At 61.1% G+C, this 22,595-nt stretch carries 17 protein-coding genes; 9 read left to right on the top strand and 8 right to left on the bottom strand.

Annotated features, from left to right (window positions below; translation table 11 throughout):
* Positions 1 to 52 precede the first annotated feature (52 nt).
* Together K315_RS10075 and K315_RS0108045 are read left to right on the top strand one after the other, a co-directional pair.
* Positions 53 to 2,767: a toprim domain-containing protein gene (locus K315_RS10075; RefSeq protein ID WP_029576988.1), complete on the top strand. Its 2,715-nt coding sequence runs from the start codon at positions 53 to 55 to the stop codon at positions 2,765 to 2,767.
* A 106-nt stretch (positions 2,768 to 2,873) separates the two neighbouring features.
* Positions 2,874 to 3,194, top strand: coding sequence for a hypothetical protein (locus K315_RS0108045; RefSeq protein WP_029576987.1), 321 nt, complete (start codon positions 2,874 to 2,876; stop codon positions 3,192 to 3,194).
* A gap of 307 nt (positions 3,195 to 3,501) precedes the next feature.
* Here K315_RS0108045 and K315_RS0108040 read toward each other — a convergent pair whose 3' ends face one another.
* Entirely contained in the window at positions 3,502 to 3,885 is a 384-nt protein-coding gene (locus K315_RS0108040; protein WP_152571453.1) for a hypothetical protein, read from the bottom strand.
* Positions 3,886 to 4,782: 897 nt separating this feature from the next.
* Here K315_RS0108040 and K315_RS0108035 point away from each other — a divergent pair.
* Positions 4,783 to 5,022 (top strand): helix-turn-helix domain-containing protein, encoded by a 240-nt coding sequence (locus K315_RS0108035; RefSeq protein ID WP_029576985.1) that lies wholly within the window; start codon positions 4,783 to 4,785, stop codon positions 5,020 to 5,022.
* 816 nt (positions 5,023 to 5,838) lie between these two features.
* On the top strand, positions 5,839 to 6,249 hold the full coding sequence (locus tag K315_RS0108030; protein ID WP_029576984.1) for an RDD family protein: 411 nt from the start codon (positions 5,839 to 5,841) through the stop codon (positions 6,247 to 6,249).
* Positions 6,250 to 6,291: 42 nt separating this feature from the next.
* Here the strand turns inward: K315_RS0108030 and K315_RS0108025 are convergent, their stop codons facing one another.
* Both K315_RS0108025 and K315_RS0108020 read right to left on the bottom strand, forming a co-directional pair.
* On the bottom strand, positions 6,292 to 6,528 hold the full coding sequence (locus K315_RS0108025; protein ID WP_162142821.1) for a hypothetical protein: 237 nt from the start codon (positions 6,526 to 6,528) through the stop codon (positions 6,292 to 6,294).
* A gap of 264 nt (positions 6,529 to 6,792) precedes the next feature.
* A complete protein-coding gene (locus K315_RS0108020; protein ID WP_238556371.1) occupies positions 6,793 to 8,775 on the bottom strand; it encodes a DUF6541 family protein in 1,983 nt (660 codons plus the stop codon).
* 350 nt (positions 8,776 to 9,125) lie between these two features.
* Between K315_RS0108020 and K315_RS0108015 the strand changes: the two genes are divergently transcribed.
* Positions 9,126 to 10,574 carry an ABC transporter permease gene (locus K315_RS0108015; protein ID WP_029576981.1) on the top strand — a complete coding sequence of 483 codons (1,449 nt, stop codon included), beginning with the start codon at positions 9,126 to 9,128 and terminating at the stop codon, positions 10,572 to 10,574.
* Complete coding sequence (locus tag K315_RS0108010) at positions 10,571 to 11,710, top strand: ATP-binding cassette domain-containing protein (protein ID WP_029576980.1); 1,140 nt, start codon at positions 10,571 to 10,573, stop codon at positions 11,708 to 11,710. The genes K315_RS0108015 and K315_RS0108010 overlap by 4 nt, the downstream gene beginning before the upstream one ends.
* Before the next feature lie 144 nt (positions 11,711 to 11,854).
* Here K315_RS0108010 and K315_RS0108005 read toward each other — a convergent pair whose 3' ends face one another.
* The 4 genes from K315_RS0108005 to K315_RS0107985 all read right to left on the bottom strand — a co-directional run bounded on the left by K315_RS0108005 (position 11,855) and on the right by K315_RS0107985 (position 17,909).
* Positions 11,855 to 12,580 (bottom strand): HD domain-containing protein, encoded by a 726-nt coding sequence (locus K315_RS0108005; RefSeq protein WP_029576979.1) that lies wholly within the window; start codon positions 12,578 to 12,580, stop codon positions 11,855 to 11,857.
* 117 nt (positions 12,581 to 12,697) lie between these two features.
* Complete coding sequence (locus tag K315_RS0108000; protein WP_029576978.1) at positions 12,698 to 13,567, bottom strand: class II glutamine amidotransferase; 870 nt, start codon at positions 13,565 to 13,567, stop codon at positions 12,698 to 12,700.
* Positions 13,568 to 13,706: 139 nt separating this feature from the next.
* Positions 13,707 to 16,220: a KUP/HAK/KT family potassium transporter gene (locus K315_RS0107990; RefSeq protein WP_425304047.1), complete on the bottom strand. Its 2,514-nt coding sequence runs from the start codon at positions 16,218 to 16,220 to the stop codon at positions 13,707 to 13,709.
* Between the two features lie 729 nt (positions 16,221 to 16,949).
* Positions 16,950 to 17,909: a TatD family hydrolase gene (locus tag K315_RS0107985; protein ID WP_029576976.1), complete on the bottom strand. Its 960-nt coding sequence runs from the start codon at positions 17,907 to 17,909 to the stop codon at positions 16,950 to 16,952.
* Between the two features lie 475 nt (positions 17,910 to 18,384).
* Between K315_RS0107985 and K315_RS0107980 the strand changes: the two genes are divergently transcribed.
* Positions 18,385 to 19,854, top strand: coding sequence for a C1 family peptidase (locus K315_RS0107980; protein ID WP_044085604.1), 1,470 nt, complete (start codon positions 18,385 to 18,387; stop codon positions 19,852 to 19,854).
* A gap of 416 nt (positions 19,855 to 20,270) precedes the next feature.
* On the opposite strand, the gene K315_RS0107975 is transcribed toward K315_RS0107980, so the two are convergent.
* Positions 20,271 to 20,627, bottom strand: coding sequence for a winged helix-turn-helix transcriptional regulator (locus K315_RS0107975; RefSeq protein WP_033507100.1), 357 nt, complete (start codon positions 20,625 to 20,627; stop codon positions 20,271 to 20,273).
* Between the two features lie 222 nt (positions 20,628 to 20,849).
* Between K315_RS0107975 and K315_RS0107970 the strand changes: the two genes are divergently transcribed.
* Together K315_RS0107970 and K315_RS0107965 are read left to right on the top strand one after the other, a co-directional pair.
* Entirely contained in the window at positions 20,850 to 21,482 is a 633-nt protein-coding gene (locus K315_RS0107970) for an NAD(P)-dependent oxidoreductase (RefSeq protein ID WP_029576973.1), read from the top strand.
* Between the two features lie 175 nt (positions 21,483 to 21,657).
* Entirely contained in the window at positions 21,658 to 22,560 is a 903-nt protein-coding gene (locus K315_RS0107965) for a protein-ADP-ribose hydrolase (protein ID WP_029576972.1), read from the top strand.
* Positions 22,561 to 22,595: the final 35 nt, after the last annotated feature.

The following is a 22,595-nucleotide window of genomic DNA, read 5'->3' as shown; positions in this document are numbered from 1 at the left end:
CCGTGCGCCATGGATATGGTTACGGTAGCGTAACCCGTTGGGGGGTGAGCGCGTGAGCGGCATCACCTCGATACGCCGCGTTTTGGATGCGGCCGCCGGCCACGGGTTGAAGGTCCGGCAGAACCACGCGGACGACTACATGATGCAATGCCCGTTGCACACGCCGGATGACGACCCGTCGGTGCATGTGACCTACCGGGACGGGCGGACGCTGATATGCGACATGCACGACCCAAACGACACGGGACTGACCGGGCAGATCGTCGAGGCCATCAGTCTGACCCTGAACGACCTGTACGACGAACCACTCGAAGCGGGCGAACCGGGCGGATACTTCGATAACCGTTACGACAGGTGGATACGCGAATGGGCCGCCAAACAGGCACACAGTCTGGCCGGCGAGCGCCACACCGAAACCATCGCGCCGACCGTGGGCGCCCCGTACGCCATGCCCGCCCCCTACGTGCCGTCGAACACGCTACCGGCATTGCCGAGACAGTTCAAAGACATATGCGCGTCCTTGGGGATCACCGAGCCGTGTTGCGGGCCTGTCTGGGCTGAATGCCCCGTATGTGGTCGTGAAGGTGGGCTACAGGTCCTGTACAGTCCGTACGAGCGGGCGACACTGTTGTGCTGCCGGGAATGCGGCGGCGGACGCGATTACGCCGACAAGCTCATGGACATGCTTCGCGTGCCGGCATCCGACTACCGGAGCAACGGCACCGAGATAATGGCGTACGACACGCCACAGGGCGTAACCTACACGTACCCCGACGGGGCGAAGGTCCACCGGCGACCCGACAAGCGGATCAACAGCACGGGCGCGGCAGGAGCCCACCCGTTGTGGCGTTCCCATGAGGCGGCCGAATACATGCCGGGACACCCGGTGTTCCTCACCGAGGGCGAGAAGGACGCGGCCACCTTGTGGGCGATGGGCTACCCCGCCATGAGCGGTATCGGCGGGGCCGGCGCGTTCGCCCATCGTGTGAGCCTCGACAACATCCGCGGGGCGCTCGCCGGCGCGACCGTGGTGGCCGTCGTGGACAAGGACGAAAGCGGGTTGAAGTGGGCGCGGCAGGTCCGCGACAAGCTCGCCCCCGTCGTGGGGACGCTCACGTTCGTACAGGCGCACGGCAAGGCGCACGACACGACCGATACCGTCATGACGCACGACATGCGAACCGAATGGTTCGACACGCTTCTCATGCCGGCGAGCGCCACCCCGCCCGACACCCCCGGCGATACGGATACGGGCGGCACGCCCGACACGGATACCGTCCACCATGCGGACACGGGCATGGGCAAGGGCATGGATACGGACGCGGGCAGCGTCATGGACGCGGACGACGATGGCATGGACACCCGCGTGGACCCCGATACGGGGTTCTGGGAGGCGGCACGTTGGCTTACCCGTATCAGGGACACGGCGCGCGGTCAACAGCGATCGCCATGGCTGTTGCTATGCGACACGATGTCGCTCGTATCGGCCGCGTTGCCGCCGAACGTGGTCACGACCATGAACCCGTACTCGCGCGGTGGCGGCCCGCTATACGGGTATGGCCCGGTGCTGGGGCATAACCTGTTCGTCGCGGCTGTCGGCAATGCCGGCGAAGGCAAGGGAAGCACATACGGGATCGCCCGACGGCTGTTCCCCGACTTGCATGGCGCCTTGACCATACAACCGGCGTCGGGCGAGGGTGTCGTTTCCTCGTTCGTCAAATGGGAGCAGATCAAAGCGGAGGACGGCAAGACGGCAAACGTGCCCGTGTGCGACCATGGCAGCGTGCTGCTGAGAATCCCCGAAGTCAGGAATCTGGGGGCGGCCATGGGACGGCAGAACTCCACACTGCTGCCCACGCTGACGTCGGCATGGAGCAACGAGGACATAGGCGGCAAGACACGGCATGATGAAACAAGCCTTACCGTGCCGAGTTTCGGATACACGCTGAACGCGATCGTGGACGTGCAGCCAAGTAATGCGGGCATCCTGTTCGACGGCGAGGGTACAGGGCTGCCGCAACGGTTCGTATGGTCCGACGCGCGAGACCCGTACGGGCTCGACCATAAGAGCGGCGAACGTATCACCCCGTTGATCGGCGACACGTCATGGTTCCCCACCATCGACCCGGCCGTGCTTTCACGCCTCTACCAATACGGCAGCATCGGCCGTCTGCTCGAAGAACAGGACGACACCGGCAACCTCCACAGGTGGGCATGGTGGGACATGTACCCGCCCCGTGAGGCGATCGCCTACGTGGAACGAAGGAACGCCGAAACCAACCGGCACGGGCTGGCCGACCCGTTCATGGCGCACACCGATGAGACCCGATTCAAAGTCGCCATGCTGCTACCGTTCTGTGACCCCGACAGGACCGACCGGCACACCATCACGTCACAAGATTGGGAACTGTCCGGCGCGATCATGGAGCATTCCGACAAGGTCCGACGCGAATGCCAAGAACAATGGGAAGCCAAGGCCGTGAACGACGCGGCCCGCAAGGCGCGCTTCAAACGCGCCGGCGAGCGCAAGGCGCGCGAGACCGAGAGCGAGCTCAAGGCCACCGCGGCCGAGAAGGTCCTCACGTTCCTGAACAAACCCAAGAACCAAGGCAGGACGGTGGACGGGAACACCATCAAGAACGGCATCACACAAAAATACCGTGAGTATGTGGCCGATGCGCTCGCCGACCTCGAGACGGCCGGGAAGCTCGAATGCGTCGAACTGCGTGGCAGCCTGACGGCGTCGATATGGAGGTTGGCAGACTGAAAGGTAGACAATTAGACACACACATAGACACGCATATAGACACCGCTAACCCTACTGCCATAAGGGTTTAGACAATTAGACACGATTATCACGTGAAAGGAGAAGCATGGCACAAGCCGACAGGACCGGAAGCGACACGGGTATGGCCGGGGAAAAGACGATCGAGGAGTTCAACCGGATGATGACCATCGAGCTCTTGGCCGCGCAACCATGGTGGAAGTGCCCCATGCGTTGCGGGGTGTGCGGACGCCCGTTCGACCTGACAGGCGATTGGGTGGGCGACCGGAGCAACGGGTATATCACATCCCTCACATGCCCCGATTGTGCCACGCCCGAGGCTATCGAGAGGGCGCGGCATTTCGGCGCGACACATGAATACGTCGAAAAGCCGACCGGCCAACTATGGGCGGTCCCGTGCACGGCCTGAGATGACCCGCACGTAAGCCCGTATGGGCGTGGACGGGAGACGTACAGACGCCGACCGTCCGCGCCCGTTTTATTTTGGTCCGCATGGGCCGCAGGCGGGGCGCATAGGGGCGCCATGCATACCGTCATGCGCTGATACGCAAGGCGTCAACGTGGGCCGCTACAGCATCTACGCCAACCATCGTGAGCCAGGGACCAACCACCCCAGACGACAGCCGGCCGCACACGGGGACACCTCGGCGGACGGCATAAGGATGAGCCCCGTCTCGACGGCGGGGCCCATCCCATGACAGCATCGATACACGGTATCAGTATTGCGACGAATAATCCGAATAGTCCGACAGGTCATTGGAACTGTTGTCATGGGTCATGCTGTCGGCACCCCATATCGCGGCGATCATACCGATGATGATCAGCACGGCACAACCGACACCGAGGAAGACATTCAGGTTACTACGATCCATTTTCGCCTCAGCTTCATCCCGTACCCGCCGTTCAATCTCATGAGAGGGCAGGGGACTGCCGTCACTGTTCCGTTCAGCGGCGTGCCGGGCATACAACTGCTCTAATGACAGGCTTGTACTGCCATGCATTTCATGGTATTTCCGGTATCGTTCTTTCCAATCGACAAGCCCTGATTCCCAGATGCCGTTACGTACGGCGTTCTTAATGACCAAGTAGAAGATGATCATGCCGGCGATACTCGCGCACAATATACCGAACCACAGCCAACCCATGGTATTCGCGTCCTCTCTTCATGCCCGCCCGCTGTTCAGGCGGTACGCATGATGAAGCATACCCCGGCATCCGGGAACAGGCGTCAGAACGCCCGAACGCCTCACACCCGCGCCCGACATCCATGGGATACCTAGACACTGGGAAGCAACCCACATCCTGACCGGGCGAACAGCAGACATAACGCGGTGGCGTAGAGGGAAAACGAAACAGCTTGAACCGTTGGCGTTTCAGGCGTGTCGTGGTGTTGTCACGCTAAGCTCAAAATAGTCCACGGGCGCATTCACCGTCAGCACGGGAACCGCTTGCGGCCATGCGCGGAACTCGGGGGGAGGCTCCCCACCCCGGTCGCGTCACCGGCGTGTCCATGTTCATATCCACGTTCGTATCCATGTTCCTGTTCTTGGTTGTCGTGTCTGAATGCCGTCATCAATGGTTACGGTATGCCCGGCTTGTATGGCAGGTGGTGGGCGGGGAGTGCCGGCCTCAGGCGTGGGGTACTCGGATTGTGCGTACCCTTGTGGCCCACGCTTGCCTCCGATGTGGGAACCATGGTGCCGTCGCCCGTCGGCTACGGTGCTTGCCTGTGGCATCCATGCCATTGCCTACTATGCCCTTACTCTTACCTACTGTCACCTACTATGCCCTCGCCCTTGTGCTGTTTCGGCGGTCTTGCCTGTGGCGCCTGTCTTGCTTATGGGCCGGTCCACATGGTCCACATGGTCCACATCAATATTTCCAAGGGTTCCCGCGGTCCACACCGGCGGCCCACATGGTCCACACCGGCGAGCGCCACCGGCGGCAGGACAGTAGCATGGGCGGCAGGGACACGGATACCCGAGGAGGTGAGCAACATGGGAATCAGAGACCTACGCAAAGCGCAAGGCATGACACAACGCGAAGTAGGTGAACTCACGGGAATCAGCGCACACCGCATAGGCGACTACGAAACCGGGTTCCTACCGCCGAAGAACATGACCTTGGAGACGGCGATACGCATCGGTGACGCATTGCATGTACGCGACCTACGCAAACTGTTGGAACCGGACGTGACACCACCCGGCAGGCAAAAGAAAAGCCGTGGCGTTGATTGAGCAACGCCACGGCAGTGTCCCAGGAAATTGCCGTTGTCACACAAACAAAGCCAAGGAACGTGCTTCATCGTATCACACCCCACGCCACGATGGCACGGCGGACCACACGCGAATATACCCGGTAGGGGTATAATGGGTGGTACGGCACGGGGCGGGCGGTAGCCACAGGACAAGTGCCGGGATGCCATGCCGACGTATACAGCAATGTCAGTTCCAGCTCGGGCATGGCACCGGACGTGCAACACCATGGTGCATGTCAAGCGGACGGGGATGGGTGCATGGGAACCGCCGAAGGCATCCACCCCGCCCGTCCTCTTACCCACACGCTACACACCACACGCGGGCGCTCGCCGACACCCCGCGGATACGACTATCATGGGAGTACAGGCACGTCAATCGGCCGCCCCGGCAGTTCCGGCACATGGCCCGTTCGACGTTGAACACGACACGCCGGTACCGTATTGAACCGTTTGAACCCCTTGAATGTTTGGTGAATTATTTGGTAAGCGGTTTCACAGGTAAGCCAAAACCGTTGCGGCAGTAGGACTGACGGCAGTATTAGTCAGTGGCTCGTATCCTCCGCACAGGTACCCCGGAAGCCAAGCATTGCAAGGCATCCGGGGTTTTGCATAACATGCGAAATGGGCGCTAGATATGGGGCTATCGGCCAATTCGTACACCCACGGCAAGTCTCTCGGCACGGGCATAATCCGCGCGCCGCCGCTCCAACCACTACACTTGGCAATACGACCTCACAGCACGGCCGGTAAGTCCTTGCAATACCTCTTGCTCGGCCGTCGACGGAAAGGAACAACGATGTTCACCCTCTGGCTGCGCCGAGCCGCGGCGTATATCCTTCGCATCGTACTGCCGGCATCGTTGCTCTCGCAGCTCATCGGCACCCTGCTGTTCGGCAAATCCTCACCGGGCGGAGCCGCTGAAACCTGGATCGGCTGCGCCAGTCTGCTTGTTGCCGGCGTCATCTCCGCCTTATCCACACGCAACGGGCAATCATGGGCGCACCAGCTTCTGCGTCTGCAAGTGCTCGACCAGGAATCCGGCGCCCCGATATCAGCCCTGAGAATGGGATTGCGAGAACTGGCGCATCTCGCTGATTTCGCGTCGTTGTGCATCGGCTTCCTTTGGCCGCTGTTGGACAGTCAACGGCAAACCTTCGCCGACAAAATCGTCAGCACCGTTGTCGTCAGCGTTGATCGACCACAATGACGTTCTGCCTTCCCAGCACCCCCGCTGCTGCGGTTTGAGCCGTCACTCAGTTTGAATCTGTTCGGCCTTGCCCGCATTGTCATCTTGCTTGGTGTTCTTTTTGGCGTTGCCTGTTATCATCATGACGATGTTGAGCAGCATCAGCACACAAATGAACGCCATGAGGACCCACTCGCCTCTTGGAATCATCGATACAAGGAGGATCAGCAGGAAGATAATGTTGACAAGCGCAAAATTGATGTCATCAAACGCCTTTTTCGTGTTCTTGTTCTTTGCCATCATCGCCTCTTTCCATCGATTCGTTCGGATTTCACGATTTCGAATGTCCACGAAACCGAGCTGTATCATGCATCAGGCAGCATGACGTAACATCAATCTATCATCATGCAAATGTTTGCAAGAGTAGACACGCCGCTGTAAGAGGAGATTTCAGGCTTCGCTCGCGATCTTGCGTACGACGCATGATAACGATGGCATCCGCGCGCTTACAGCATGGCCACCTGCCGCTGAAAGTCACACCGGCGCACGATTTCTCCGCCAACATCAGCCGCGCACGACGCCGCATCCGAAGCGGTAGAGCGCCCAACCGCGCCCGTATTGGCCCAGATCACGCACTTTGACGAGCGTGCCGTGGCGCTCATATTGTGCAATCAGCCCTTCGTCGTGGAACGGGTCGAACTGCTGGCGGAACGTGAACATTTGCAGGCTCGGCGCCTGAGGCCCCATGGTCAGGAAATATGTGGGTGTGTCGTCGCCACCCAGCGGGCACACGGTATTGAGCAGCCGCGCGTTATCTCCCGAGGCGAAGGACAGCTCGGTCTGCTCGAAAATCGCCCCGTTTTTCTCTTTCATCGGGTTGTAAATCGGGTACAGCATGTTGGCCCCGTACAGGCTTACCGCGTACATCGAGCCGTTCAGCGGATCGGATATGACGACCGCGCGCGTACCGGTCACCTTCACGACCTCGCCGAGCGCTCGATACTTGCTGGATGTCAACTGTTCGTCCGGCCGCTCATCGGTCAGTTGCACGTTGTGATACACCGATTGCGACAACGCCGCCCGTTCCGTATTGCCGAACTGGCAGGTGACGGCGAGCGCCGCCAGCACGACCACAACGATGCTCTGCCGGGCGGTACGCGTTAGTCGGATGTCGCCGCACACACGGCCACCGCTACGCACACGGCCACCACCCTTCCACGGCATCGGGACCGACACCGATCCGTCACCGCCCGCCACCGCACACGCGGCGAAGACCAGCAGCGGAATCACACCGAACGGAATCATGCTCAACGGCCGGGTTTCAGCCCGGTACCAGGCAGCGGCGACGATATTCGGGAACCACCCGGTCAACGAGGTCGAGCAGACGAACAGCAACATGAGCAGCAGCCATGCGACGACCAGCGCAATCGCATCCCTACGGGTGTTGCGGTATCCGCTTTCACCGGGATGAGCAGCGTCGGAATCAGCGCGCTTGAACACCTGATGCGGTTGTGCAATCACGTAGCCGATGACGACCAGCGCGAGCACGGTCACTCCCGCCATCAACCACCCGCCCGGGCCGGAGATGTTGTCCGTGATGAAGGTGCGCAACGCTTGAGGCACCGTGCGCGACGGCACGAAGGTGTGGAACCATGCCGCCGGATTGCCGTACCGGTTGGATTGATAGGAGCCGCGCATATATACGAGCAGCACCGCAGCCCCGCATACGACCGCGCCGGCGAGGGCCGCGATGACCTTCCACGGCATGCGCAGCACGATGAACGGCGCCATGAGCAGCAGCCCAGAGAAGACGATGCGCGGGTGGGCGAATACGCACAGTCCGCCCACTGCGATGAATCCGATCACCCATGGCCATACGCGCGTCCGCGTCTGCGTCTGTATCGTCGCGGGAGTGATTTCGGACGCGCTTTCGGGAGCGGTTTCGGGAGCGGTTGCCTGCATGGCGGCCTGTGCGCCCCGCCCAGTCCTGTCATCCGCCGCGGCCCCCGCCTTGTGCCGCCGCCAGTGGTCGGTCAGGGCGTCGCACAAACGCAACGTGATATACAGCCAATACGGCAGAAGCGAAGTCGCCAGTCCGTAGGCATACAGCGGCCCGCGAGCGAGCATCAGGAACGGGTGGCTCGCCGAGGAGACAGACAACACCGGCACGATAATCGCCATCGCGCAGGAGAACAGCCGCCAACCCTGTGGATCCACCAAACGTGTCCAGTATGTGGACAACAGCAGTACGCCGGCCGGCCACACGATGCCCGAAGTCACTAGCCATACAATGTTCACCGCCGTGTAAATCGGCATCTTCGCGCCGAACACCGACGCCAGGTTCACCAACCCGGCTGCCAGCATGTGGAACAGCGGCGGATAATACGCGTCATTCGGCCACAAGTGAGTCACCGAGCCGAGCCCCTCCCCCAGAATGCGGCGGACGAAATAATAATGCGCCGGAGCGTCAATCTGCTGCAACGGATACTGCCAAATCATCGACGTGTGCGGGAACCACCCCATCACCACGCCAAACGCAATACCCACACCGATTACTGAGCACAAGGGCACCATCCAACGAGCACATCTCACCCGCCCATTCTATCCGAACTTACGTGTGGCACGAATTCACCGCTTATCAACGAGGCAGCCCCGAAATCAGACGAAATCAGCCAAAATCCGCCACGCATGGGACACGTACAGGAATGAAAACGCTGCGCATTTACGATTTTCCCAGCATTTCGCAAGTACAATGCCAGTGTCGTGCAAGACTACACGAACGTAGACTAGCAATAGTGTTGGTATGGGATCATTGCCCCGCCGACCGGAGCGTCCCGGCCAACGCCACCATGTACGCACCCGGCGGTCAGCACCGCCAGAGACTGGAGAAGTACCGCATGTTCGTTCTCAAGAACGCATGGGCAGCGCTCACACGCCATAAGTGGCGTTCGTTGCTCACCATCATCACCGCCCTGATTGTCACTTTCGGAACGATGTTTTCCACTGCGGTCATCCAGGCAAGCGACACCGCGTACGGCTCCGGCTATGACGCCCAAAAGCCCACCTTCGATTTGAAGCTTAAGCAATCCGTACAGTCCAAGTACAACGGCGCCGACTCCAGCTGGACCAAGAACTACCTGTCGTGGACGCAATATTCCACGTACGCCAGCGCCGCGCAAAGTGCCAGCATCAGCTTCACCTACACCTTCACCGAATCCGTGCCGGTCAGGCAGACGTCGAAGTTCAAGGCCGTTGCAGGCACCGCCGACCAGGATGCCAGCAAGACCGGCGGCGAGTTCACGTTGCGCACCTTCTACAGCAAGGAGGCCGCAGCCGCCAATGCACAGGGCGCCTTTACCATCGTCAAGGGCAAGAACCTCTCCTACTCCACATCCAGCACGGATTCGACGTCAGCGCTGATCTCCGAAACCGTCGCCAAGAAGAACAATCTCAAGGTCGGCGACACCTTCACCATCGCCAGCCCCACCGACGCGAAGACCACCGTCAAACTCAAGGTCGCCGGCATCTACCGGTACAAGGACGGGCAGACGGCCGCCTCCACGAAACTGGCAAAAGACAACCGCGACAACGCGATTTTCGTCGGTTATTACGCGTTCGCCATCAACAACTTCGACACGACCACCGGCAAAGGATGGGCGGTTCCGGATCTTCAGGTCACCTTTACGCTTGACAGCGTGAGCGCGTACAAGAAGTTCGTCGCGCTGGTCAAGAAGGCGAAGCTGCCAGCCGGCTACGAAATCGTTTCTACTTCGCTTGAGGCCTACACCGAAAGCATCAAGCCGCTGGGCAAGTTGGCGGAACGCCTGCGTATCGCCCGGATTGTGCTGCTGATTGTCGGCGGGCTGCTGCTCGTTGCGCTGGTTGTGCTCGGTCTGGTGCACCGCCGCGGCGAAATCGCGACCGCCATGCTGGTCGGCGTCACCAAGGCGCGCATTGCATGGCAGTTCATGCTCGAAGTCCTGTTCCCCACGGTATTTGGCTTCGCGATTGGCGCGCTGGCCGGCGGATTCGGCACCAAGCCGCTCACCCATCAGCTTGCCGGTGGCTATGACGTGACAATGTCCGCGAGCCTTGTGTGGCAGACCATCGGCTACGGCCTGCTCGCTTGCCTGGTGCTGTCGTTCATCGCCATGTTCCGTGTGGTCGCCGTGCGCAGGATTTCGCTGTTCGCACCGCGTGACAGCGGCGATTACGCCAGCGTCAGCAATGCCGAAAGCGACGACAGCGCCGGAGATGCGGGAGACACGGGAGACGTCGAAAACGCGCCGACGACACAAGCCGAGCAGACCAAGGAGACCAAGCCGACCAAGGAGGAATCCAAGTGAGCGAAAACAACGAGCCGACCAAGGCCGACCAGATCGAACAGCTGGACGAATCCACGGAATCCGTGCAGTTCAGCGTCGTTATTGACGACACCGCGGATGACGCCGATCTCGATACCGCAGATACCGCCACGGCTGATGAGACCGGCGATGCAGCCGAAAGCGCAGACGAGCAAGCTGCACATGCGGACGCGGATGCGCAAGCCGAAAACGCAAACGCCGACGCCGAAAACGCCAGCAAGGCGACACTCGATGCAACCGCAGCGGCACCAGCATCCGACAAGACGGCCGCCGGCAACACCGCCAAACCCAAGATCTCCGCAGCCGCCCCGCACACCCGCAGCGCCCGGACGGTTGCGCACGCCGACACCGCGACCCGCGCATCATCCCACATCGACAGGGAACTACGCCAACGCCGCCACATCACACTGAAGGCATACCCGTCGTTCGCTTTCAACAACGTCATCCTGAGCAACCGCAAAACCGGCCGTGACGTGCTCGACAACATCAGCATGGACTGCTATATCGGCCGCACGTACGCAATCATGGTCGACCCCGATGACGCCGAGCAGCGCGCCGGATTCATGGCCGTCGCCTCAGGCATGGTGTTCCCAACCAGCGGCAGGGTCAGGCTGAAAAGCAGCGATCTCGCCTCTTTCGACCCGGCTGAAGCGCGCGCACACCGTCTAGGCGTGGTGCCGCAACGCTATGCAATCCGCGACGACTTGGATGCCATCGCCAACCTCGTGTACACGATGGACGCGTCCGGCCGCAACTTCCTGCAGCCCAAGCCCGATATCGCGCGTGACCTGCTGGACCAGACCGGTTTCGGCGATGGCAGCGACCTTGCCGTCGAGAACTACGAAGCGCTCGTGCACACGCCTGCAGGCAAGCTTCGGGAGATTGACCGCAGGCGTCTGGCCATCGCACGTGCCATCTGCTGCGAGGCCGAGGTCCTGCTGCTCGACGAGCCGACGGGCGGTCTCGACAAGGAAGGCGCCACAACCATCCTCGACCTGCTCAACAAGCTCGCCCACCCGAATCGGCGGACCGCGGATTCCGGACGTTGCGTCATCATCGTCACCGACAATGATGACGTGGCCGACGCCTGCGACGAGGCGTTCACGCTGTACGACTGACGGAAATCAGCGCAGCCGAACAAACGCTAGCGCCGATACGCGATAGAACAATGGCCTGCACCTCCGAAAGTGGGGATGCAGGCCATTGTCAAACCGTGCCCAGGTTGTCTAAGCAAGAGCGTAGCAACCCGGACCAAGCTAAGCTCATACCACGCGCTGGTGGAACTGCTCGGCGAGCGCTGGAATGTCCGGCTCGCCGTACTTGTCGACCAAGTCGAGCCATGCTCGGCGGTTCGCCTCGCCGAAACGGGCCGCCTTGTTCGCGTAAGATTGCGCGGTGAGGAACTTCGGAGGCACGGATTTACTGTTGTATTTATCAGCGACCATGACCACCTCTTGCTCGAGGTTCACGGGCACATAGTCTGCCGGCGGCAACGGCAGACCCTGCCGGATTACCTCGTCTTTCGTGAGCCCCACGCCGGTATGGTTGCGAGCGAACTGGGCGATGGACTCGTCCACGCCCTCATCCAGCAGGTACTGGTAGCCAAGCAGGCCGTGCTCGATGTAGTGCGGCCCGTCGAATTTCAGGGGCTTGCCGTCGGACCCGTCGTGTTTGAGCACACGGTACGTGCCGATGTCGTGCAGCAATCCGCCGATCACCACAAGGTTCTCGTCCAGGAGCCTCGGCGGGATTTCGCCGCCGGTGATGCCGTCGGAGGCCGCAGCCTGCGAGGGGTCGGGTCGCCCGGATGAATCTGTTGGCAGCGTGCAGCGCCGCACGAACAGCGCGTTCTGGTGCCTCACGATTTCGCGGGCGATGGTCGCCACGATGACGCAATGCGTGTGTATCAGATCATATGCGGCCTGCGATGGCGCGATTTTCCTGTGCAGCTCATCGACTTGGGCCAGTGTCGGAACATATCCACTCATACCGTCCATTGTAGGGAGCAAGCCGAATCCCTTCCGCCCGTTGAGCCAGGAGCGCCCCTCACCCAAACTGTCTACGCTGACAAGCCTCCCAGCGTAGACAGTTTGGGTGAGGGCGACTCAGATGGTTTCGATGCGGAACTCGCCGGTGCGGTTCGAGGCGACGAGCATCTGGTCGTTGTCAAGCTCCGTCCAGCCGTCGGCCTCGCTCTGCGGGAAGCCGGAGCTGGCGACGACCACGCCCTCCGCCGTGCCGTCAACGCCCAGAATTCGCCGATACCGAATCACGCGATAGTCGATAGCATGCTGCTGCCAGCCGTACCCCGAGTAGACCTCCATGATGCGAGGCGGAACCTCCGTCCGCCCGGACGCGCGCAACACCACCAGCTGGTCGCCGCTTTGAATCATGCAGTTGTAGCTGGATTTCGGGTAGCTCTGCCGCAGCTCGCGCACCGCTTGGGCGACCGCCTCATCCAGCGGGAAGCCGAAACCGATGTACTCCAGAATCACCGCGAAGAACACCGCGGAATCGCTGCGTCCGCCCGTAGACAGGAATACGCTGTGATCCACGGGAAAATCACGGTTTTCAATGATGTTGCGCCCCTGCTCATCCGAAATATCGCCATTATGGATGAAGCTCAGCCCATTGGCGAAGAACGGCTGCTGGTTCTCCAGAATCAGCGGCAGATGCGAGCTGGCGAGGCGGAAATGCCACAGCGCGCCGCGAGCCGGCTGCTGGGCGAGATCTTCAAACACCGGGTCATGCAATGCCGACGTAGTGGTCTTGTACAGGCGAGTGCCGGTTTCAGGCGAAGGCGCGCCGCCATCCCTGCGGTACGGCGGTTCCTCGGGCGTGCGCAACGAAGCGGTGCCCCAGCCGTCATTGTGGACCACGCTCATTGCACGGAAGTCCTTGACAGCCTGACCGCCCAGCACATCCTCCAGACTGCGGTTGAGACCCGCAGTCGCATAACCCAATAACCTGCACATAACCATCCACTCTAACGGGCGGCGGGACACGGCTGGTGCGCGTGGCTATAGGGGTTGGTTATAGCAAAGAGCCGCCCCTGCGGACGGCTCTCAATTGCTGCTGTCATTGCTGCTGTCGCCGGTTCAGCGGCGGCTTCGGTCACTGGCTCTTGCGCTGGCCTGTTGATTGGCGCGACGAACCACCCGATTTTGCTGTGCCGTGATACTGCGAGGCGCGGTCGGACTTGGCCTCGGCGCCCTGCTGCGAGCCTTGTTTCGCAGGCTTAGCGACGGACTGCTTGCCGGCGTTGCTGCCGGGTTTCACGGAGTTATCTGCTTTCGCCGTAGTATCGGGCTTGGCGGCAGTCGCAGTTTTCGCGGGTTTCGACGCTTTCTCGGACTTCACCGCTGGTTTCGCCGCCGGTTTCGTTGACGACTTCGCCGACGATTTCGCTGTGGGCTTTGTCAGCGCGAGCACGTCCTCACTGGACTCAATCTGCCGCAGATTATTCGCTTCACGCTTGAGCCTCGGCGGCCGACGCGTCGACAGGAACAGCGGCTGCACCTCAATCAGCGGATTGTACGGAGCCAGACCGAACCACTTGACCGGCGAACCCGCCGCATGGCGAATCGCGTACTTCATCTGCAAAGACAACGCACCACGCTGCGAAATCGTGGACTCCGGCATCAGCGCCTTGTGAATCAGCACATACTTAATCGTGCCTACTCCAGGATTGGCGTCGAGCTTCGGGTACTGAGACTTCTGCTGCGGCAGCTCGCCCGTATGCTCCAGATCGTGCATGATTTGGTGGATGTATGCAGGAATGGACTGAGAGACCTTGAATCCGAGCCGAATCTTCACGCGGAACAGATAATCGGTCCCGAAATTCTCCACCGAATACTCGCGGGTAAACGGCTCGTCGGTCGTCTGCACGGACACCGCCCACCAGGCGCGCGCACGCTTGGGATGGTCCGCGAAGATCGAGAAGAAGATATCCGTGTCCAGCCGCTTCATTTCGCTGTCGGATGTCAGATACACGATATTGTCTGCGAAATACGGGATACGGAAGTCGCCGTGCAGCTTCTCGAGAGCGGGCAGGAAATCCTTGCGCTTCATATGGCGACGCTGCGAACGTTCGATCTTCGTGCCGTCGTTCCACGTGACCATGATCATCAGGATCAGCAAGGTCAGCAGCATCGTGAACCAGCCGCCGTGCATGAACTTCGCCATCGAGGCGATGAAGAACATGATCTGGATGGACAGGAACACGATCGAGAACACGATTGCCCCGACTTTATGTCGGTTGTACCACATGTACACGGCGAGCAGCACAGTCGTGGTGATCATCGTGATGGTCAGCGCGAGGCCGTAGGCGGCGGAGATATGCTCCGAATCGCGGAACAGGAACAGCACGGCGAGCGTGGAGACGCACAGCACGCCGTTGACCACCGGGATATACAGCTGGCCGCGTGTACGGGCCGGGTAACGCACCTGCAGATGCGGCATCCAGTTGAGGCCGGTGGCTTCGGCGACCATGGTGAACGCGCCGGTGATCAGCGCCTGAGATGCGATGATGCCTGCGGTGACCGACAGCGCGGCCGCAAGATAACGACGCACACCCGGGCTCATCATCTGGAAGAACGGATTGAGGCTGTCCACATTCTCCAGAGCGGGATTGTGCTGGTTACGCAGCATCCACGCGCCCTGCCCGAAGTAGTTGAGCACAAGCGCGATCTTGATGAATGGCCAGGTGAAGTAGATGTTGCCGCGACCCACGTGGCCCATATCCGAATACAGCGCCTCGGCGCCCGTGGTCGACAGGAAGACCGTGCCCATCAGGGCGATGCCGGCGGCGTTATGCGGGCTGAACAGGAAACGGAGGCCGTACACCGGGTTGAGGGCAGCGAAGACGCTCCAATCATTGCCCAGGTTGAACACGCCCACGACGGCGAGGAAGCCGAACCACACCATCACGATGCTGCCGAATACGCGGCCGATGCTTTCCGTACCGCGTGATTGCACCGAAAACAGCAGCAGGATGATGATCGCGGTGATGATCATCGTCAGGTTCGTGTTCTCCCGGAACAGCGGTTCGAACACGGGGATGGTCTTCAGACCTTCGACTGCCGAGGAAATCGAGACGGCCGGGGTGAGTACCGAATCCGCGAGGAACGCGGCGCCGCCGAGCATCGCAGGGATCGCTAGCCAGCCGCCATACTTACGAATCAACGAATACAGGGCGAAGATACCACCTTCGCCTTTGTTGTCGATGCGCATGGCAATCAGCACATATTTGACGGTGGTAATCAGGGTGATTGACCAGAATACCAACGACAGCACACCGAGGATCGCTTCCCTGTCGGCGTGCTGGATGCCGCCTTGGCCGTTGAGGAAGGTCTGCATCGTGTACAGCGGCGAGGTGCCGATATCGCCGTACACCACGCCCAGCGTGACAACCGCCATCGCGAAGGTGACCTTGTTCGGACCGGATTGCACCCGGGTCCACCAGCGGCCGATAGCCCCCTTGGTCGCTGTTTTCGCGAGCTTTTCTGCTTCCTTATGTTCTTCTTCTTGCTGCTGGGCGATTACCTCACGCTCTTCTTTGGTCGTCGTCTTGCGAGAGACCTTGGGCGCGTTGGTGAAGGTATCGGCCTTCAGCAACGTCTCACGCATACGTTCATCAGCTTGCTGCTCTTCTGATTGCTTGGGCTGATTGGCGGTATGCGAAGATTCACGCTGCCGTGATTCCGCCATAACATTCCTCCATTGGCAGGGACCCTCCCCGCTCGTGAACACTCATGCCTGGCAAGCGAATCGTAGTACCATCACGATTCCTTTACAGACAGCCGCAAGTCTATACGACGGTCACGAGATATTGCAACAATCCGGACGCAAAATGGTGGTATTTCACGGTTCTGTCTAATTTTCATGGTGATTGGAAGATCCGCGCGCAACCGCTCAATGCCGACGACACCGGCATGCAGGAACCCGCGACCGCGAGTGCAACCGCCGATTCCCCCAAAGATAGAGACCCGACCCACCGTCCCTGAAACGCCAGGAAACCGGCGATTCGAAGATACACACGCAACCGCCGGTTCCCGGCGACGCCGATGTACAGGAACCGGGAGACACCAGCGTAACGGCCACTATCTGCCGTAGATACGTGCGCAACCCGCCGTTCCCGTGGCACCCGTCACACGGCCACCCCGAGATACCCTCACAACCGCCGAACCCCGGCAATGCCAACGCACAGGAACCCACAGATGCCAGCACAACCACCACAACCCGCCGCAAATACGAGCACAACCCGACGCCCCTGTGACCCCCGCCACGCAGCAACCCGAAGATACGCCACCATCGGCAACTTACTGCGCATCCCTGAGGCGCCGGGCAATCCGCCGCTCAGATGCCGTACACCTTACGCGTAGTGCGACGGGTGGCGCGCGCGACCTCAGCCACCGGCAGGTCGAAGACCTCAGCGAGCGCGGCCAGCGTGTACGGAATCATGTACGGCGCGTTGGTACGCCCGCGGTAGGGCATCGGGCTCAGATACGGAGCATCTGTCTCCACCATGATGTGGTCGAGACCGACGAGCCGCGCCGATTCGCGGATCCCGTCGTTGCCCTTGTAGCTGACGGTTCCCGAAAAGCTCAGATACCAACCGTGTTCGGCGGCGATGCGCCCCATCTCGGTGTCGCCGGAATAGCTGTGGAACACCGTGCGTTCGGGGCTGCCGTCCGCAAGCAGCGTGTCGATGACTTCCCGATGCGAGTCGCGGTCGTGGATCTGCATGGGCAGGCCCAACTCCTTGGCGAGCGCGATATGGTCGCGGAATGCTTGTCGTTGCAGCTCTTTGGCGCCTTCACCAGTACGGAACAGGTCCATGCCGGTCTCGCCGATCGCTACCACTTCGCGCGGGTGGTCGAGGGCCAGCCGGTGCACTCTCGCGAGCGCATCCTCGAAACTGACGTCATGGTAGGGCTTGTAGCTCAGTGGCAGACCGTCCGGCCCGGGAACGCCGCGGTGACCGTGCAATACGGCCTCATTGGGGTGGATGGCGAGCGCCGCATGCACGACACCCGGGTGGTCGAGGGCCATCTGGACAGCGGTGCCGAGATTCGGATATTCGCAGCCGACATCGATGACCCCCTCAACGCCGACGGCCTGCGCCTGTGCGAGCAACTCATCGACCGAGTACACGGGCACCGGCGGCTGGTCGCGTTCGATGGCCTGCCGGTTCATTTCGCGGGAGAAGGGGACGACGCTCGCCACATGCGTGTGATCGTCGATGACGCGCGCGTCGGTGGGAAGCGGCTCAGGGGCTGGCGCCCAGCTGCGGTCGCGATGGTGATGCTTGGACATGGCTTCCAGTCTAATCGGGGGCGGCATTGATGGGCCATGGTATTGACTGATTGGCTGATTGGCTCCCTGACCGCTTGACTGTCCAACTGCCTGATTGCTTGGCTACCTGATCGCCCAGTTGTCCAGCAGCCCAACTGCCCAGTTGCCCGAAATATTCCGCCCGGTTGCGCATGTGATGTCATACGCAACCATGCGTAAGTCACGAACGGACGGCGAGGCCCCTTGATATCCGTCGGCTCGCGCATGTCCGGACATACGCGGCAACGCACAAGCGACATCTGAGGGCTGCCGGACGCTTGCTTTGACGCGCGACGTATGTCCTGACATACACGCGATACCGCACGCAACCGACAGCACACGACCGACAGCAAGCAACCGACAGCCCGGAACCAGCCCGGAGTACGATGAAGGTTTTGGACATATACGCATGGCACGCGTACACACTCAACACCGACACACACAAGCAAGGAGCATCATGGCGAAGAACGACACCACCAATCCGGCCGATTCCAAGGCGTTGCGGCCCGAACAGCTGCACGAATTCTCCCAGCGGTTCAACGCCGACCGGGCGAACGCGGTCGCGGCGAACGCAGCCACCAGCGTGGGCGTGCTGAAGGCCGCCACCGATTACCATGGCGTGCGTGCGCTCCCGCGCGACTTCTCAATCGAACTCAAGCAGGGGTCGATCACGAATCAGGAGCATTCCGGCCGCTGCTGGATGTTCGCCTCGCTCAACACCCTGCGCTATGAGCTCATGCATCGTTGGAAGCTTGAGGATTTCGAGTTCTCCGGATCCTACCTGTTCTTCTGGGATGCGATCGAGAAATCGAATACGTATCTGGAGAACGTGCTCGCAACCCTTGACGAGCCGACCGACAGCCGCGTATTCGAAATCATCAACGATACTGTTGCCGACGACGGCGGCTGGTGGCAGATGTTCGTTGCGCTGGTCAACAAGTACGGTCTGGTCCCGAAGTCCGCATACCCGGAATCCGCGAATTCCCGCAATTCCGACGCATTCAAGCAGTATCTGAACACCAAGCTGCGCGAGTTCGCCGCCGATTTGCGTGACCGTCATGCGGCGGGCGAAAGCCTGGAAGCGCTGCGCGCGGCGAAAACCGAGGATATGGCGACCGTGTACCGCATCTGCTGCATCGCGCTGGGCGAGCCGCCGGAACGCTTCGATTTCCTGGCCCGCACCAAGGGCGACGATGACGCCGACAGCAAGAAGACCGCCGACAAGTCCTCCAACACCACCGTGGACGCGCAACCCGACAAGGATTCCAAAGGCGAGGACGGCCGCGATGACCGCCCGCAGATTCGCGAATACGGCATTACGCCACTCGAGTTCATGCACAAGTATGTGCCGGTGGATGTGAATGACGCCGTCACCCTGTGCAACGCGCCGATGACCCGCACCCCGTTCGGCAAGCGCTACCGAATCAAGTGGACGGCGAATGTGGCGGAAGCCGGGGATATGGAGTTCGTCAACGTGCCGCTCGACGTGTTCCGCAAGGCGGCCATCGACCAGCTCAGCGCGGGGCATCCGATCTGGTTTGCGTGCGATTGCATGCAGTTCTCGCTGCGCGACGCCGGGATTTTCGACCGCGGCACCGTGCGCGTGGACCAGCTGTTCGACACAGAGTTCACCTTTGATAAGAGTCAGGGCTTGGAATACTGGGATTCCGCAAGCAATCACGCGATGACGCTGACCGGCGTGAATCTGGACGCCGACGGCAAGCCGAATCGTTGGAAAGTCGAGAACAGCTGGGGCAAGGACGCCGGCAAGGACGGCTATTATGTCGCGTCGGCCGACTGGTTCGACCGGTTTGTCACCGAGCTGATCATCCGCAAGGAATATCTGGACGAGGCGACGAAGGCGATTCTCGAAACCGAGCCGGTGGATATCGAGCCGTGGCAGCCGCTGACCCACCGCTGCGACTGAAATCCCCGTCATCCTCACAAACTGGCTACGCTGAGCGAAATCCCAGCGTAGCCAGTTTGTAAAAGGGAACGGCGGTCTGGCACTCGACGCCACACTTGGCTGTCGTGCCGCCGCGTGACGTGCCGCCGCGTATCGCGTCACTACGTGCCATGCCGCCGCACGTCATGTTGTCGCAAGAAAGAAGAAACCCGGCGGTGAGAAGCCGCCGGGCGAGAGAGAAGAGAGAAGAAGGGGTTCAATTATGGGGCCGACCTATGGGCCTCGCCACCGGTCGAACCGTTGACATGTATTATGTAACCGCTCGATTCTTGGAATAACGATGCGCGTTTCTGAAAAAACTCTGGCAAATATGTAACGAAACTGTGTAGACGTGGTCACATTCCAGCATGTTGTCGCATTTACCAGCCCGAAACACACTACCGCCCGGCGGCAATCCTCTTCTTATAGGCCGTGCCCCACTGCTCCATCGCGTCGAGGACCGGCTTCAAGGTGCGCCCCAGTGGCGTCAGCGAGTATTCCACACGAGGAGGCACTTCCGCGAAGACATGCCGCTCGACCAAGCCGTCGGCCTCCATCTCACGCAGTTTCGACGTCAGCACTTTCTGCGAGATGCCGCCGATGGATTGTTTGAGCTCACCGAACCGCTTGGTGCCGGGCATCAAATCGCGCAACACAAGCACTTCCCACTTGTTGCCGATCAGCTTGAGCGTGGTTTCGACCGGGCAGGCCGGCAAATCCTGGGGCGACACGCCGAGAGCCGTCTTTTCGGTCATGATTTTTGCTCCTCGTTTTCCTTGAAACTATCAAATTGTTACCGATTAGTACCCAAGGCACTTTCCCTTGCTTGGTTTCTTTTTGTAACTATACGCGCTATAGTCAATAGTGCCAAAAAGAAACAGAGGTTCAAAAAGATACTGACATGCTTCGCAGCGCGGTCGTCCGACCGGCAGCGCGCCACGGATCGGACTTGAGCCAACAAACAGTAAGGAACACCAATGACCTCCACCGCAGTTGTTGCAGCAAACGGCAAGGCCGGCGAGCTCATCGTCAAGGAAGCCGTCGATCGCGGCTTCGACGTCACCGCCGTCGTGCGCGGCGAGAACAAGACCGCCGCCCAGCACGCCATCATCAAGGACCTGTTCGACCTGACCGCCGACGACCTCAAGGGCTTCGACGCGGTCGTGGACGCCTTCGGCGCCTGGACCCCCGACACCCTGTCACAACACTCCACCTCGCTCAAGCACCTGGCGGACATTCTCTCGGGCACCGACACGCGTCTCATCGTTGTCGGCGGCGCAGGCTCGCTGTACGTGGACCCCGAGCACAAGACACAGCTCGTTGACACCCCGGACTTCCCGGACGCGTTCAAGCCGCTCGCCAAGGCACAGGGCAAGGCCCTCGCCGAGCTGCGCGAGCGCAAGGACGTGCGCTGGACCTTCGTTTCTCCGGCCGCCGATTTCCAGGCTGACGGCGAGCGCTCCGGCAAGTACATCCTCGCCGGCGAAGAGCTGAAGCTCAACGATCGCGGCGAATCCATCATCAGCTATGCCGATTATGCCATCGCCATCGTTGATGAGATCGCCGAGGGCAACCATATCGGCCAGCGCATCTCCGTGGTGCGCGCCTGAGCCTGAGCCGCGTTCTTACCGCTCTTCGCGGTAATCGACATCAAGCCAATGCCCACCTTCCACGACCGGTACGATACCGTCATGAGAGGTGGGCTTGTCTGTCACGCGATGTTACGAGCACGCCCCGGACACGAGACACACCAACACGGGAGCCCCACCCCCAGAAAGGCATGACATGAACCAGCTTGCGCAACGCTTGACACCGCTGGTGAGCTACCTTGCCAACGAACGCGCCCACACCGGCGGCTGGACGCCGGGTATCCGCACCGATGAAGCGGCCCTGTCCGCCATGACCGCGCAGGACCTGTGGGCGCTGTTCCGTGCGTTCGTGAACACGCGCGAACCGATTGAGCCGGACAGGGGGTGGCTCAAGGACCAGGACGCCCTGTTGCACGATATCATCGCAGACCGGGGTGTCACCGCCATCGACGACGCCTGCGTTATCTCTTCCGCGACCGACCCGCGGCTGCGGTTGTGGCGCGGCGATATCACCGCGATCCGGGCGGATGCCATCGTCAACGCGGCCAACAGCGAGATGCTGGGGTGCTGGGCGCCGGGGCATCTGTGCATCGACAACGCCATCCACACCTTCGCAGGCGTCGAACTGCGCTTGGAATGCGCACGGATTATGCGTGAACAAGGCACGCCCGAGGCGCCCGGACGCGCGAAAATCACGCCGGGGTACAATCTGCCGGCGGCGCATGTCATCCATACCGTCGGCCCAATCGCCGCCGGACACCCCAGCGACCGCGACCGCGAACTGCTCGCCTCGAGCTATCGCAGCTGCCTTGACCTCGCCGCCGCACACCGCCTGCGCAGCATCGTGTTCTGCTGCATCAGCACCGGGGTGTTCGGCTTCCCACAGCAGGAGGCGGCTGAAATCGCCGTGCGCACCGTGCGTGCGTGGCTTGACCGGCATGCGGACACAAGCGCCAGGGCCGACCGCTCAGGCGAACCGGCCGATTCAGACCATGACAGCACTCCGACAACGCCGACCGTCGTCTTCGACGTCTTCGGCGAGACGGACGAGCATATCTACCGCCAGCTGCTCGGCATTCCCGGGAGCCAGGCGGCATAGGCGGCAAGCACACCGCCGGACCCTACACCGCGCCG

Source organism: Bifidobacterium thermacidophilum subsp. thermacidophilum DSM 15837, from assembly GCF_000426425.1.
GTDB classification, from domain to species: Bacteria; Actinomycetota; Actinomycetes; order Actinomycetales; family Bifidobacteriaceae; genus Bifidobacterium; species Bifidobacterium thermacidophilum.
The sequence above is the reverse complement of the archived record's forward strand: the minus strand, read 5'-3'. Positions and strand labels throughout refer to the sequence as shown.

Coding starts and splice junctions, on each gene's coding strand:
- K315_RS0107990 (WP_425304047.1), bottom strand. CDS start 16,220: ATGCGTGAGACGTTGCTGAAGGCCGATACCTTCACCAACGCGCCCAAG.
- K315_RS0107980 (WP_044085604.1), top strand. CDS start 18,385: ATGGCGAAGAACGACACCACCAATCCGGCCGATTCCAAGGCGTTGCGG.
- K315_RS0108000 (WP_029576978.1), bottom strand. CDS start 13,567: ATGTGCAGGTTATTGGGTTATGCGACTGCGGGTCTCAACCGCAGTCTG.
- K315_RS0108005 (WP_029576979.1), bottom strand. CDS start 12,580: ATGAGTGGATATGTTCCGACACTGGCCCAAGTCGATGAGCTGCACAGG.
- K315_RS0108025 (WP_162142821.1), bottom strand. CDS start 6,528: ATGGCAAAGAACAAGAACACGAAAAAGGCGTTTGATGACATCAATTTT.
- K315_RS0108035 (WP_029576985.1), top strand. CDS start 4,783: ATGGGAATCAGAGACCTACGCAAAGCGCAAGGCATGACACAACGCGAA.
- K315_RS0108030 (WP_029576984.1), top strand. CDS start 5,839: ATGTTCACCCTCTGGCTGCGCCGAGCCGCGGCGTATATCCTTCGCATC.
- K315_RS0107985 (WP_029576976.1), bottom strand. CDS start 17,909: ATGTCCAAGCATCACCATCGCGACCGCAGCTGGGCGCCAGCCCCTGAG.
- K315_RS0108015 (WP_029576981.1), top strand. CDS start 9,126: ATGTTCGTTCTCAAGAACGCATGGGCAGCGCTCACACGCCATAAGTGG.
- K315_RS0108040 (WP_152571453.1), bottom strand. CDS start 3,885: ATGATCATCTTCTACTTGGTCATTAAGAACGCCGTACGTAACGGCATC.
- K315_RS0107970 (WP_029576973.1), top strand. CDS start 20,850: ATGACCTCCACCGCAGTTGTTGCAGCAAACGGCAAGGCCGGCGAGCTC.
- K315_RS0107965 (WP_029576972.1), top strand. CDS start 21,658: ATGAACCAGCTTGCGCAACGCTTGACACCGCTGGTGAGCTACCTTGCC.
- K315_RS0107975 (WP_033507100.1), bottom strand. CDS start 20,627: ATGACCGAAAAGACGGCTCTCGGCGTGTCGCCCCAGGATTTGCCGGCC.
- K315_RS0108045 (WP_029576987.1), top strand. CDS start 2,874: ATGGCACAAGCCGACAGGACCGGAAGCGACACGGGTATGGCCGGGGAA.